At 73.3% G+C, this 13,887-nt stretch carries 10 protein-coding genes; 5 read left to right on the top strand and 5 right to left on the bottom strand.

Translation table 11 applies throughout. The features are described from left to right. Positions 1 to 80: 80 nt before the first annotated feature. The gene (locus ACWCQS_RS43270; RefSeq protein WP_451009609.1) at positions 81 to 1,439 is read right to left on the bottom strand and encodes a lectin; all 1,359 of its coding nucleotides are present in this window, start codon (positions 1,437 to 1,439) and stop codon (positions 81 to 83) included. Positions 1,440 to 1,658: 219 nt separating this feature from the next. After that, positions 1,659 to 3,578: an ABC transporter ATP-binding protein gene (locus ACWCQS_RS43265; protein WP_451009644.1), complete on the bottom strand. Its 1,920-nt coding sequence runs from the start codon at positions 3,576 to 3,578 to the stop codon at positions 1,659 to 1,661. A gap of 96 nt (positions 3,579 to 3,674) precedes the next feature. On the opposite strand from ACWCQS_RS43265, the gene ACWCQS_RS43260 reads away from it, so the two are divergent. Further along, positions 3,675 to 4,649 carry a lysylphosphatidylglycerol synthase transmembrane domain-containing protein gene (locus ACWCQS_RS43260; RefSeq protein WP_451009608.1) on the top strand — a complete coding sequence of 325 codons (975 nt, stop codon included), beginning with the start codon at positions 3,675 to 3,677 and terminating at the stop codon, positions 4,647 to 4,649. A 39-nt stretch (positions 4,650 to 4,688) separates the two neighbouring features. Then, positions 4,689 to 5,453 carry a crotonase/enoyl-CoA hydratase family protein gene (locus tag ACWCQS_RS43255; RefSeq protein WP_451009607.1) on the top strand — a complete coding sequence of 255 codons (765 nt, stop codon included), beginning with the start codon at positions 4,689 to 4,691 and terminating at the stop codon, positions 5,451 to 5,453. A 31-nt stretch (positions 5,454 to 5,484) separates the two neighbouring features. Here ACWCQS_RS43255 and ACWCQS_RS43250 read toward each other — a convergent pair whose 3' ends face one another. The 3 genes from ACWCQS_RS43250 to ACWCQS_RS43240 are packed head-to-tail and all read right to left on the bottom strand — an operon-like array spanning position 5,485 to position 9,706. Next, a complete protein-coding gene (locus tag ACWCQS_RS43250) occupies positions 5,485 to 6,804 on the bottom strand; it encodes an NAD(P)/FAD-dependent oxidoreductase (RefSeq protein WP_451009606.1) in 1,320 nt (439 codons plus the stop codon). Next, positions 6,801 to 8,279 (bottom strand): FAD-dependent oxidoreductase, encoded by a 1,479-nt coding sequence (locus tag ACWCQS_RS43245; protein ID WP_451009605.1) that lies wholly within the window; start codon positions 8,277 to 8,279, stop codon positions 6,801 to 6,803. Before ACWCQS_RS43245 ends, ACWCQS_RS43250 begins: the two co-directional genes overlap by 4 nt. Next, a complete protein-coding gene (locus ACWCQS_RS43240) occupies positions 8,276 to 9,706 on the bottom strand; it encodes an FGGY family carbohydrate kinase (RefSeq protein ID WP_451009604.1) in 1,431 nt (476 codons plus the stop codon). Before ACWCQS_RS43240 ends, ACWCQS_RS43245 begins: the two co-directional genes overlap by 4 nt. A gap of 251 nt (positions 9,707 to 9,957) precedes the next feature. Between ACWCQS_RS43240 and ACWCQS_RS43235 the strand changes: the two genes are divergently transcribed. The 3 genes from ACWCQS_RS43235 to ACWCQS_RS43225 all read left to right on the top strand — a co-directional run bounded on the left by ACWCQS_RS43235 (position 9,958) and on the right by ACWCQS_RS43225 (position 13,797). After that, entirely contained in the window at positions 9,958 to 10,944 is a 987-nt protein-coding gene (locus ACWCQS_RS43235) for a hypothetical protein (RefSeq protein WP_451009603.1), read from the top strand. Between the two features lie 42 nt (positions 10,945 to 10,986). Then, a complete protein-coding gene (locus tag ACWCQS_RS43230) occupies positions 10,987 to 12,519 on the top strand; it encodes an amino acid permease (RefSeq protein ID WP_451009602.1) in 1,533 nt (510 codons plus the stop codon). A 186-nt stretch (positions 12,520 to 12,705) separates the two neighbouring features. Then, positions 12,706 to 13,797 (top strand): mechanosensitive ion channel family protein, encoded by a 1,092-nt coding sequence (locus ACWCQS_RS43225; protein ID WP_451009601.1) that lies wholly within the window; start codon positions 12,706 to 12,708, stop codon positions 13,795 to 13,797. Positions 13,798 to 13,887: the final 90 nt, after the last annotated feature.

Here is a 13,887-nt window from a genome sequence, read left to right as displayed (position 1 = left end):
GCCGCCGCGACGAGGGCGGCGGCCGTCGGTCTGCGGCGTGGACGAGCGAACACGGGTTCTTCTGGTGGGGGGTGGCGGGATCAGCCGGTGTAGGCGGCGAAGACGCGGGTGTAGTCCCAGTCGGACTGGCTCACGCCGGAGCAGCTGTCGGCGGGGCCGCCGGTGCACGGCCGGTCGCGGTTGGCGGACCAGAAGGTGAGCCGGGCGAGGTGGTGCGCCTGGGCGTAGGCCAGGATGGTCCGGAAGTCGTTCACCGTGACGGTCTCGTTGTTGTCGGTGATGCCGTTCATGGACGAGATGCCCATGTCCCGGTAGGCCTGGTCGTCGCTGTAGTGATAGGCGTTCTTCAGCGCGTTCTTCAGGCCCTCGGCGGCCTGCGTGGTGAGGTTGCCCATGTTCTGTCCGGCGCCGCCGAAGTCGAACGGCATGATGGCCCAGGCGTCCACGGTCAGCCCGGAGGACGCGGCCCGGTTGATGAGGCTGGTGTCGGGCCCGCTCTGCCCGGTTCCCTGGGTGATGTACACCTTCAGCCCCGGGTTGTTCGCCTGCACGGTCTTCAGCGCGTCCACGGTCCGCTGCTGCACGGTCGCGCTGCTGTAGGCGTCGGCCTCGATGTCGATGTCGATCGCCTTCAGACCGTAGGCGTTGATGACCTTCTGGTAGGCCGCCGCCAGTTCGCTCGCGCTGGAGCAGGAGCTCTCCAGCTTGTTGCCGCTGTAGCCGCCGAAGGAGGGGATCACGTCACCGCCGCCTGCCCGCACGGTGTTGATCGTCTGCTGGTCGACCCCGCCAGTCAGCGGACGGCTGCCGTCCCACTGCGGATTGCAGTAGCCGTTGCTGAGCACGAAGGCGAGGGTGAACCACCTCACGCCGGTGGCCTGGGTGATGGTGGCCGGGTTGGGCGGGCTGCCCCAGCCGTTGTAGAGGTACGGCGCGACGGCCATGGGCGCGGACGGGGTGCCGTCGCCCCCGCTCGCGGGCGCGTTCCACTTCTGGTTGGCGCCGCCGCTGCAGCTCCAGATCTGTGTCCGGGTGCCGTTGGCCGAGTTGTTGTCGGTGACGTCCAGGCACTTGTTCGCCTGCGGGTTGACGATGTCGTGGGCGGCGGTGACGGTCCACTTCTGGTTCGCGCCGCCGGTACAGCTCCACAGCTGCACCTTGGCGCCGTCGGCGGTCGAATTGCCGGTCACGTCGAGGCACTTGCCGAGGGCGCGGATGGTGCCGTCGGTGCCGACCGTCCACTGCTGGGCGTTGGTGCCGTTGCAGTCGTAGAGCTGGACGGGCGTGCCGTCGGCCGAGTTGGCCCCGGCAACGTCGAGGCACTTGCCGGCGAGCCCGGTGATGGCCCCGGTGGCGGCCTGGGCGGGGGAAGCGGTGAGCAGTCCGGCGGACAGCGCGAGAACGCCGAGGGAGACTGCTGCGGGAAGAGGTCTGGCCATGTGTGGGAGCGGGCCTTTCACGTGGGGGGTGCGCGCCAACGCCGGTGAAAAGAGCGAACGTTGGGGCGTCCGCAGGCTTTGATTAAGGCGTGAAGCTAAAGGTCCGGACCAGTGGAGTCAAGTGGTACGGCAACAACTCGCCGCGCGCGCCGGGACGTCGGGCGCCGAACACCGCGGTCCCCTCCGCCTACCGGCCCCCCACCCCCGCACCGCAGCCCCCTACGCCAACTCGACCGCCTCGCCCAGCGCTTCCGTCGCCTCCGGTGGTGCGGTCAGGGCGTCCTGCCGTGCCGCGAACTGGGTTCGGTACAGCTCCGCGTACCGGCCTCCGCCCGCCAGCAGCTCCTCGTGCGTGCCGCGTTCCACGATCCGGCCTGACTCCACGACCAGGATCTGGTCGGCGGCGCGGACCATGGACAGGCGGTGGGCGATGACCACGGCGGTGCGGCCCTCCAGGGCCTCGGTGAGGGCTTCCTGGACGGCCGCCTCGGAGGTGTTGTCCAGATGGGCGGTGGCCTCGTCCAGGATGACCACGCGCTGGCGGGCCAGCAGGAGGCGGGCGATGGTCATGCGCTGGCGTTCGCCGCCGGAGAGGCGGTAGCCCCGCTCACCGACCACCGTGTCGAGGCCGTCGGGCAGGGACCGTACGACGTCGGCCAGGCGGGCGCGGCCGAGGGCGTCCCAGAGTTCGTCGTCCGTCGCCTCCGGGCGGGCCAGCCACAGGTTGGCGCGGACCGTGTCGTGGAAGAGGTGGCCGTCCTGGGTGACCATGCCGAGCGTACCCCGCAGCGAGGCGGCGGTCAGGTCGCGGACGTCGACCCCGCCGATGCGGACCGCGCCCGCGTCGACGTCGTACAGGCGCGGCAGCAGCTGGGCGATGGTGGACTTGCCGGCGCCGGAGGAGCCGACGAGGGCGACGGTCTGGCCGGGTTCGGCGCGGAAGGAGACGCCGTGCAGGACCTCGGAGCCGCCGCGGGTGTCGAGGGCGGCGACCTCCTCCAGGGAGGCGAGGGAGACCTGGTCGGCCGAGGGGTACGAGAAGCGGACGTCGTCGAACTCTACGGCGACCGGGCCCTCGGGGACCTCGCGGGCGTCCGGCTTCTCCTCGATCAGCGGCTTCAGGTCCAGCACCTCGAAGACCCGCTCGAAGCTGACGAGCGCGCTCATCACCTCGACCCGGGCTCCGGCGAGCGCGGTCAGCGGGGCGTACAGGCGGGTCAGCAGCAGCGCGAGGGAGACCACCGCGCCCGCCTGCAGGGTGCCGTGCAGCGCGAACCAGCCGCCGAGGCCGTAGACGAGGGCCAGCGCGAGGGCGGAGACCAAGGTCAGGGAGGTGATGAAGACCGACTGGGCCGTGGCCGTGCGGACGCCGATGTCACGGACCCGGGTGGCCCGGGCCGCGAACTCCGCCGACTCCTCATCCGGGCGGCCGAACAGCTTGACCAGGGTGGCGCCCGGTGCGGAGAAGCGCTCGGTCATCCGGGTGCCCATGGCCGCGTTCAGCGCCGCGGCCTCGCGCTGCATGCGTGCCATCCGGGTGCCCATACGGCGGGCCGGCAGCACGAACACCGGCAGCAGCACCAGCGCGAGCAAGGTGATCTGCCAGGACAGGGTGAGCATCACCGCAAGGGTGAGCAGCAGGGTGACCAGGTTGCTGACCACGCCCGACAGGGTGTTGGCGAAGGCCCGCTGGGCGCCGATCACGTCGTTGTTGAGACGGCTGACCAACGCTCCCGTACGAGTCCGTGTGAAGAACGCGACGGGCATGCGCTGCACATGATCGAACACAGCCGTTCTGAGGTCGAGGATGAGTCCCTCCCCGAGCGTCGCCGACAGGCGCCGGCCGAGGATGCCCAGCCCCGCCTCCGCGAGGGCGACGAGCGCGATGAGCAGGGAGAGCCGGACCACCGTGGCGGAGTCGTGCCCCGCCACGATCGCGTCGACGACGCGGCCGGCGAGCACCGGGGTGGCCACGGCGAGCAGGGCCGTGGCCACCCCGAGCAGTACGAACCGGACGATGCCCGCGCGGTGCGGGCGGGAGAAGGCGGCGATACGGCGCAGTGTGGCGCGGGCGAACGGACGGCGCTCGGCCTGTGCGCTCATGACACTGTGCAGCTGCATCCATGCGGTGGTCTCCATGCTCATGGGAACGAACGTAGAACCTCAAGCTTCGTTGAGGTCAATGTTCCTGTCTTTTCACCCGCTGTTGGGGCGGCGCGGAGAACCTCTGCTGATGTGACTGCCGTCCCGCTTCCCCCACCCCCCCGGGGACGACTCCCCCGTCGCGTCCCCGTCCGCCAGGCGGTGTGCCTGGTGCCGCTCGCACTCGTCGCCGTGGTCGCCGTACGCAACCGCTCCCTGCTCGCCGAGGGCTTCGGCCAGCTGCGCACCGCCTCCTGGCCATGGCTGCTCGCGGCGGCCGGGGCCACCTGTCTGACCTGGGTGGCCGCCGCGTTCACCCGGCAGGGCGCGGTGGTGCAGCCGCTGCCGAAGGGGCGACTGCTGGCCACCCAGTTCGCGGCGGCCTCGGCCAACCATCTGCTGCCCACCGGGCTGGGCGCGGGCGCGGTGAACCTGCGCTTCATGACCGTGTGCGGGGTGCCGCTGGCCCGCTCCTCGGCCGCGCTCGCGCTGTATCTGCTGGCCGAGTCCGTGGGCCGGCTCGGTCTGCTGTCCGTGCTGCTGCTCGCCTTCCCCGACGCGCTGCGGCTCGGCCCCCTGCTGCCGGCCGGCTCGGCCGTGCCGCTGCTGCTGGGCGCGGCCGGACTGCTGGTGGTCGCGGCGGCCGTCGTGTCCCTCGTACGACCGCTGCGCACCCGCGTGTACGGCTTCCTCCGCGACGCCCTCGGCGAGGCACGGTCGGTGCACACCCGGCCGGCCCGCGCCCTGGCCCTGTGGGGCGGCTCGCTGGCCTTCCCCGCGCTGCAGGCGGCCGGTCTCGCCGCGGTCGGCCAGGCGCTCCGGCTGCCGGTGCCGGTGGCGCACATGGCGCTCGCCTACCTCGCGGCGACCGTCGCGGTGGCGCTGGTACCGACACCGGGCGGCCTGGGTTCGGTCGAGGCGGCCCTGATCGTGGCCCTGGTCGCGGTGGGCGGCCCGGCGGCGGTGGCCACGGCGGTGGTGCTGGCCTACCGCATCATCACCGTGTGGGTGCCGCTGCTGCCGGGGGCGCTGACCCTGGGGGCGCTGGTCCGGTTCAAGGTCATCTGAGGCAGAGTGGCCTTCCGACCAGAACAAGGAGGGCTTCCCATGCCGGTCCGCGTGGAGCGCACGGAGTACGTCACCACGGTCGTCCTCTCCCGGCCCGAGGCCCGCAACGCGGTCGACGGCCCTACCGCCACGGAACTCGCCGACGCCTTTCGGGAATTCGAGGCGGACGACGGCGCCCGGGTCGCGGTGCTGTGGGGTGAGGGCGGCACGTTCTGCGCGGGGGCGGACCTGAAGGCGATCGGCACCGAGCGCGGCAACCGGGTGGCCGAGGACGGTGACGGCCCGATGGGGCCGACCCGGATGCGGCTGTCGAAGCCGGTGATCGCGGCGGTGGCCGGGCACGCGGTCGCGGGCGGCCTCGAACTCGCCCTCTGGTGCGATCTGCGGGTCGCGGAGGAGGACGCCGTGTTCGGGGTGTTCTGCCGCCGCTGGGGCGTGCCGCTGATCGACGGCGGCACGGTACGGCTGCCCCGGCTGATCGGCACCGGCCGGGCCATGGACATGATCCTCACCGGCCGCCCGGTACCGGCCCGCGAGGCCTGCGAGATGGGGCTCGTGAGCCGTGTGGTACCGACGGGACGCGCCCGCGCCGAGGCCGAGGCACTGGCCGCGGCGATCGCCCGCTTTCCGCAGGCCTGCCTGCGCAGCGACCGCGCTTCGGTCCTCGACCAGGAGGGGCTGGACGAGGAGACGGCATTGCGCGGCGAACTCCGGTACGGACTGGGCGTGCTGGCGCAGAGCGCGGCGGGTGCCGCCCGGTTCGCCGCCGGGTCCGGGCGGCACGGGTCGTTCACGGATCTGTGAGGGGCCGTACATGGCACCGGCGGTCGCCCGCTCAGCCCACGCTCACCACTGCCTCGCCGCCCTTCGGGTCGACTCGCTCCGTCCAGCGTGCGGTGAGGGTCAGGGTGCGGTTCGGCAGCGCGGTCCAAAGGCCCGGCCGCTCCCGGTGCAGGAGGCGGCCGTCCTGGTGGATCTGGAGGACCGGGCGGGTCAGCTGGGCGCCGGTGCGCAGGAGGTAACGGGCGGGCGCGCCGGCGGGGGTGATGCGGTTCGGGGCGATCCAGCGCAGCGGAGGCTCGACGGCGAGCAGGACTCCCCGTTCCGGCCAGGGGACGCCCTTGAGGAAGTCCAGGACGGCACCGGCCACCCGGGCGCCCTCGTCGGCCGCCGTGCCGGCGCGTTCGACGGCGTGCAGGACGTTCCCGGCGGCGAAGACGCCGGGGCGTGAAGTGTGCAGGGCGCCGTCGACGGCGGGGCCTCGGGTGCCGGGGTCCAGGGCGAGGGCGCCGCGGCGGGCGAGTTCGTGGTCGGGGACGAAGTCTCCGGTGAACACAACGGTGTCGCAGGCCAGTACGGTGGTACGGCCGTCGCGATGGCGTACGCGGATCCCGGACAGGCAGCCGTGGCCGAGGAGTTCGGTGACCGTGGTGTGCGTCAGCAGCGGAATGCGGTCGTACAGCCGGGCCGAGCCGGCGCGGGCCCGGCCGGTCTGGGCCCGCGGGTGTTCCGTGACCAGCGCGACGACCTCGGCCCCGGCCGCGCGCACGGTGGCGGCCGCGGCGTACGAGACCTCCTCGGCGCCGACGACGACCGCGCGGGTGCCGATGCGCTGCCCGAACAGGTGGACCGCCTGCTGGAGTTCGCCGGTGGTGTACACGCCGGCCGGGCGGGTGCCGGGCACCAGCCGGGCGGTACGCGGGCGTTCCCGGGCACCGGTGGCCAGGACGACGGCTCGCGCCTCGATGATCTCGGGCCCGCCGGGGCCGACGGCGGTGAGCACCGTACCGGTACGGGATCCGACGGCGCTGACCACCGCATCGGCACGGGATCCGACGGCACCAGACAGCGAACCGCCGGCGGGGCCGTCGGGGGCCGTGCCCGCCCAGTCCAGGACCGTCACCCCGATCCGGATCACCGCGCCCGCCCGCTCGGCGGCCTGCGTCCGCAGGCGGGCGTAGGCGGGGCCGGTCAGCGGATGCGTCCACGTGCCGAAGCCGCCGTGTGCGCAGTGCCTCGGGACTCCGCCCGCCTCGGCCTCCCGTTCCAGTACCTCCACCCGCCCGGCACCGGCGGCGGCCAGCCGTGCGGCGGCCGCGAGCCCGGCGGGGCCGGCGCCGACGACGAGGACGTCGACATGGCGTACGTCCGTCATGGCCGCCCCCTCCCGAACGGCTTCCGGCGCCGCACCGGTTCCCCGCCGGCCGGCTTCCCTGCCACCGACTCGCCCTCGGGACAGCCCCGTTCGAACAGCCCCCGCACCACCGCCCCGCAGTAGAACCCCTGGCACCGGCCCGCACGGGCGCGGGTGCGGCGGCGTAGGCCCTCCAGGGTGTGGGGCGGGATCGTGCTCGCGAGGGCGTCCCGGATCTCGCCGCGGGAGACTCGCTCGCAGTGGCAGACGAGGGTGCCGTACTCGGGGTCGGCGGCGATGAGATCGGGGCGCTGATAGGGGCGCGGGTAGGCCTCGCCGAGGTTGGGCATGGTCACCGGCTCCGGTTCGCGCACCGGGCCGAGGTCGAGTCCGGTGTCGGCCAGCAGGCCGGTGACATGGGCGGCGATGGCCAGGGACGCGGTCAGTCCGGTGGAGCGGATGCCGCCGACGGTGACATACGCCTGCTCGGGGTGGGCGGCGATGCGATAGTCCTCCTGCCCGGTGGCCGCGCGCAGCCCGGCGTAGACGGCGGTGACCTCCTCGTCCAGGAGGGCGGGCAGGATACGGCGGCCCTTGGCCCGCAGCCCGTCCAGGCCGTCGGCGGTGGAGTCGGTGGCCCGCTTGTCGTCCAGGTCCTCGGCGGTGGGGCCGAGCAGCACGTTGCCGTAGACGGTCGGCGCGACCAGGACGCCCTTGCCGAGCGCGGTCGGAACGGGCAGCAGGATGTGCCGGAGGAGCGGGCGGGCGAACTTGTCGTACACCAGGAGCTGGCCGCGGCGCGGGGTGACGGTGAAGTCCTCGTGGCCGAGCAGCCGGTCGAGGGTGTCGGCGTGCAGTCCGGCGGCGTTCACCAGGTAGCGGGCGCGCAGGGTGCCGCGGGAGGTGGTCAGCAGATGCCCCGCGTCCCGGCTCAGGTCGTGCACGGCGGCCTTCAGGTGCAGATCCACTCCGGCGCGGACCGCCTGGGTGGCGTACGCCAGGGTCGTCGTCCAGGGGCAGATGATGCTCTCGCCGGGCACGTGCAGGGCGCCGAGCGCTCCGGGGCCGAGGTGGGGCTCGCGGGCGTACAGCTCCTCGGGGCCGAGCCGGCGCGTGTCGTGGTAGCCGTTGCGCTCGGCCTTCGCGGCCAGCCGGGGCAGGGCGGCGAGCTGCTCCTCGTCCCAGGCGACCAGCAGGGCGCCGACGCGTTCGACGGGGATGCCGGCCTCGGCCGCGTAGGCGCCGAGCCGGTCGTAGCCCTCGCGGACCAGCCGGGCCTCCAGGGTTCCGGGGGCCGCGTCGAAACCGGTGTGCAGGATCGCCGTGTTGGCCTTGGAGGTGCCCTGCCCGACGTCGTCCTGGGCCTCCACCAGGGCGACGCCCAGGCCCGGGTGGCGGGCGAGCTCGCGGGCGATGGCGCAGCCGACGACCCCGGCGCCGACGATCGCGACGTCGTACGTGCGTGCGGGCAGCGGGCCTTCGGTGGTGACGGTCATGAGCCGAGCAGGGCCGCGACGGCGGCCCGGAAGCCGGCGCGGCGTTCGGCGGCCTGGTCGGCGGTGATGCGGGGTTCGTACACGGCGGCGGGCTTCCAGTCGGGCAGGGCCTGTTCGACGCCCAGCGTACGGTCCGCGCCGAGCCGGGCGAGGGCGGCCGCACCGAGTGCGGTCGCGTCGGGCAGCGGCGAGACCTCGACCGGGCGTTGCAACAGGTCGGCCTGGGTCTGCATGAGCAGGGCCGAGCGGGTCAGGCCGCCGTCGACGCGGAGCCTGTCCAGCGGGGCACCGAGGTCGGCGGCGGCCGCGTCGGCGAGTTCGGCGACCTGGGCGGCGATGCCCTCGCACAGGGCGCGCACCAGGTGGCCGGGTCCGGTGTCGAGGCCGAGCCCGGTGAGAGAGCCGCGCAGATCGCCGCGCCACCAGGGGGCGGCGAGTCCGGCGAGGGCGGGGACGAAGGTGACGCCGCCGCTGTCGGCCACGGCGCCGCCGACGGGGTCGAGGTCGGCGGCGGAGGAGATGACCCCGAGGTCGCGGAGCCAGCGGACGGCGGAGGCCGCGGTGTAGACCTGGCCGTCCAGGCAGTAGGCGGTGGTTCCGGCGAGCCGCCAGGCGACGCAGCTGACCAGTCCGGAGGTGCCGCGCCGGGGCCGGTCGCCGGTGTGCGCGAGCAGGAAGGCGCCGGTGCCGTAGGTGCACTTGGCGGCGCCGGGTGCGGTGACGCGCTGGGCGAGCAGGGCAGCCTGCTGGTCGACGATCAGCCCGGTGAGCGGGATCTCGCGGCCGAACGCCGTGGTGGTGCCGACCGGCCCGGCGGCGTCGGTCACCTCGGGGAGGCGCTCGCCCGCCAGGCCGTACATCTCCAGCGCCCTCGGTGACCACTGCGCGCGGTCCAGATCGAGGAGCTGGGTACGGCCGGCGGTGGCGGCGTCGGTGGCGAAGGAACCGGTGAGGCGGTGGATCAGCCAGGCGTCGGAGGTGGTGACGACGCCCTCGCGGGTGAGGTGGCGGCGGATCCAGGCCATCTTGGGCGCCGCGAAGTACGGGTCGAGGGGCAGCCCCGTCAGCTGCCGCAACTCCTCGGCGCTCTCGGCGAGTTCGGCACACACGGTCTCGGCGCGCCGGTCCTGCCACACCAGGGCGTCGGTGAGCGGGCGGCCGTCGGCCGGGTCCCAGGCGAGGACGGTCTCGCCCTGGTTGGCCAGGCCCAGCGCCACGACGTCCTCGCCGGCCTCGGTGAGCGCCCGCCGGCCGGCGTCGACCACGGAGTCGTACAGCTCGGCCGGGTCCACCTCGACCAGCCCACCGGGCAGATACCGGGGGCGGACCTCGGCGAAGGCGGAACCCAGGACGCCGCGTTCCGGACAGACCACCAGGGCCTTGGTGCCGGACGTGCCCTGGTCGACGGCGAGCACCGGACCGGTCATCGCGCCTTACCCCACTCCGCACCGAAGATCACCGCGCCAGCCTGCCGCCGCGGCGAGGCGGCGTCAAGCACCCTCCGGTTTCCAACTGCCCTGAACAAATCGTTGAGTTGGCAACAATGGCAAGGCGGAACGCGCGCCTCTATAGTGACCGCCGAACAGCGCCCCACCCCTCGATCACCGCCCACAGGAGGGCTGTTGCCACGCCACCCCGCCAGCTCGCCCGCGTGCCAGTGGCCCGGGGCAGACGGCTGATGGCCAGAGAAGGACCCCGTCCCTCCTACGACCCCGCCGGCCCCGACCACGCCCTGCGCGCCGCCCTCCAGGACCTGCGCACCGGCCGCTGGATGGCCATGCGCGCGCTGCTCGCGGACACCCCGCCCGGCCGGCAGTGGACCCAGCGCACCCAGGTCCTCGCGGCGGCCGCCGCCGGCACCGACGTGGTGCGCGCCTGGCTCACGGAGGAGCCGGACAGCGTCCACGCCGCGGTGATGCAGGCGCGGGTCGGGGTGGAACGGGCCCTGCGCGCCCGGCGCGAGAAGCACCGCCGCACCCACGAGTCGTGGATCGAGGCCTGGGACGCCGCCCAGTCCGCCACCGGGATCGCCCCGCAGGACCCGGTGCCCTGGGTGTGTCTGCTGGCGCTGGCCCAGCTGGATCCGGAGCAGCGCTGGGAGGAGCACCGGGCGCCCGCGCCCGAGCCGGTGCTGCCGCCGGGCCCCTGGGGGCTGCTGGCCGAGGCCCACGAACGCGATCCGTACAACCGCGAGGCCCACCACCGGATGCTCCAGTTCCTGTACGCGCGCGGCGGCTCGGGCCGGATCGCGGAGGCCGCCGCCTACGCCCAGTGGGCCGCCGCGCAGGCCCCGCCCGGCTCGGCGCTGCATCTGCTGCCGCTGTACGTCCGCGTCGAGCGCTACCGGCGCGACAGCGGGCACGACGCGGCGCTCGACCTGCACTGGGTGGCGGAGGACGCGGCCCGCGAGGCGTGGCGCGCCCTGCACTCCTGGTTCGAGCACACCCACCGCGCCGAACGCTCGCTGCCGGACCTCAACCACCTCGCCCACGCCCTGTGGGGTTCGCTGCAATTCCCCGATGCGACAAGGGTGTTCGACGCCATCGGACCGTACTTCACGCCGCCGCCCTGGATGTACCGCACGCCCGACCGCGACCGTGCCGTGGAGGTCTTCGTCCAGGCCCGGGACCGCTGCCGGGCGGCCGCGGACGGCTCACGCACCTGAACGGCCCCTGTCCCCGCCCCTCTTGACCCGGAGGTCTCCCGCATGTCCCCCACCCCCGATCCCGCGCCCTCCCCGGGCCTGCCCCAGCAGGACGAGGAGCAGCGGCTGCGCGAACTCGGCTACCGGCCGGTGCTGGCCCGCCGCATGGGCGGCTTCGGCAACTTCGCGATCAGCTTCTCGGTGATCTCGATCCTGTCCGGCTGCATGACCCTGTACGGCTTCGGCCTGAACACCGGCGGTCCCGCCGTGATGCTGTGGGGCTGGGCGGGCGTCGGTCTGTTCGTGCTGTGCGTCGGCCTCGCGCTCGCCGAGGTCACCAGCGCCTATCCGACGTCCGGCGCGCTGTACTACATGGCCGACCGGCTCGGCGGCCGGCGCTGGGGCTGGTACACCGGCTGGCTGAATCTGCTCGGTCTGCTCGGCGCGATCGCCGGCATCGACTACGGCGCCGCGCTGTTCACCGGCGCGTTCGCGAACCTGCAGTGGGGCTTCACACCGACGCCCGGCAGGACGATGCTGATCTTCTGCGCCATCCTGCTGCTGCACGCGGTGCTGAACCTGTTCGGCGTCCGTCTGGTCAGCCTGCTGAACTCGGTGAGCGTGTGGTGGCATCTGGCGGGCGTCGCGCTCATCGTGGGCGCGCTCGCGATCGTCCCCGACCACCACCAGTCGGCTTCCTTCGTGTTCACGAAGTTCGTCAACGAGACCGGCTGGCACAATCCGATCTACGTGGCGGCGATCGGCCTGCTGCTCGCGCAGTACACCTTCTCCGGCTACGACGCCTCCGCGCACCTGTCGGAGGAGACCTCGCAGGCCTCGGTGTCCGCCGCGCGCGGCATCGTACGGTCCATCTGGGCGTCCTGGATCGCGGGCTTCGTGCTGCTCGCGGGTCTGACCTTCGCCATCCAGAACTACGACGCCACGCGCAACACCGCCACGGGCGTGCCGCCCGCGCAGATCCTGCTCGACGGCCTGGGCACGGGCGGCGCGAGCGCGCTGCTCCTGGTGGTGATCGTCGCCCAGCTGTTCTGCGGCAACGCCGAGGTCGCCGCGGCCAGCCGGATGGTGTTCGCGTTCAGCCGCGACGGTGCGCTGCCCGGTTCGCAGCTGTGGCGAAAGGTGAGCGGCCGCACGCAGACACCGGTCGCCGCCGTGTGGCTGTCCGTCGTCGTGGCGGGTGTCCTCGCCCTGCCGTCCCTGTACTCGACGACGGCGTACAACGCGGTGACCGCCATCAACGTCATCGGCATCACCCCCGCCTACGCCATCCCGGTGCTGCTGCGGCTGCGCGCGGGCGACCGTTTCCGGCCGGGGCCGTGGCAGTTGGGCCGCTGGAGCCGGCCGATCGGCTGGATCGCGGTGATCTGGGTGGCCTGTGTGACCGTGCTGTTCTGCCTTCCGCAGGCCTCGCCGGTCACCGTCGACACGATGAACTACGCGTCGGTGGCACTCGCCGTCGTCCTGGTCCTCGCGACCGTCTGGTGGTACATCGCCCGCCGTTCGTACGGCACGCCCACCGCCGCCGCGTACGGCAGCGACCGCGACCAGGCCGAACTCGCGGAGGGCATCGTCTGAGCCACCCGCGCCGAGAGTGCCGGTCCAGGTGCGAACTGGTGTTCCGGATACGGCAGGATGAGCGATCGCGCCGGTCGACGGGGTTCCCCGGCCGGCCGGCGCGATCGCACATCCCGCACATCGAGCAGGTGACTACGTGACGAGACTTCGCAACTCCGCAGCACGGGCGTGCCCCGGAGGTGTCCGGTGAACCGCGCGCTGACCCTGGACGACCTCGTCCTCGCCGGCATCTCCCTCACGGCGGGCCTGTTGCTCGCCTTCATGTCCCGCACCCTGCTGCGCTGGCTCGCCAAACACGCCAAGCGGACCCGCTGGAGCGGCGACGACGTCATCGTGGACGCCCTGCGCTCGGTCGTGCCGTGGGCGGCGATCGCGAGCGGTGCGGCGGCGGCCGCGGCCGTGCTGCCGCTGACCCGGACCGTGCAGCACCACACCAACCAAGCCCTGGAGGTGTGGCTGATCTTCGTGGTGACCCTGTCCGCGGCCCGGGTGATCGCGGGTCTGGTCCGCACGGTCACCCAGTCCCGCTCGGGCGTGGCGGGCTCGGCGACCATCTTCGTCAACATCACCCGGGTCCTGGTCCTCGCCATCGGCTTCCTGGTGGTCCTGCAGACCCTCGGCATCTCCATCGCGCCCCTGCTGACCGCCCTGGGCGTCGGCGGTCTGGCGGTCGCCCTCGCCCTGCAGGACACCCTCGCCAACCTCTTCGCGGGCATTCACATCCTGGCCTCCAAGACGGTCCAGCCGGGCGACTACATCCGGCTCGGCAGCGGCGAGGAGGGGTACGTCGTCGACATCAACTGGCGTCAGACGACGGTCCGCCAGCTCTCCAACAACCTGGTGGTCATCCCCAACGGCCAGCTCGCCAAGGCCAACATGACCAACTACACGCATCCCGAGCAGCGGTTGACGGTGCTGGTGCAGGTCGGGGTGGGCTACGACGCCGACCTGGAGCACGTGGAGCGCGTGACGGCGGAGGTCGTCGCGGAGACCATGCGCGAGGTCGAGGGCGCCGTACCGGAACACGAGCCCGCGGTCCGCTTCCACACCTTCGGCGACTCCCGCATCGGCTTCACGGTGATCCTCGGCGTGGGCGAGTTCAGCGACCAGTACCGCATCAAGCACGAGTTCATCAAGCGCCTCCACCGCCGCTACCGAGCGGAGGGCATCAGCATCCCGGCCCCCACCCGGACGGTGGCGCTGCAGCAGGGCGCGGTGGTGATCCCGCAGCAGCGCAGCGGCGAGGAGCTGGCGCCGGGGCCCGGCCGGGGCGACTAGTAGGGCCTGGTCAGGTTGGTACCGGTTCTGGCGTGTTGCGGTGACAGGTGGGGCAGGCGCCGGTCCAGACCGCGAGGAGCGACTGCAGTT

The sequence above is a fragment of the Streptomyces sp. NPDC002076 genome (assembly GCF_053593835.1).
The sequence above is the reverse complement of the archived record's forward strand: the minus strand, read 5'-3'. Positions and strand labels throughout refer to the sequence as shown.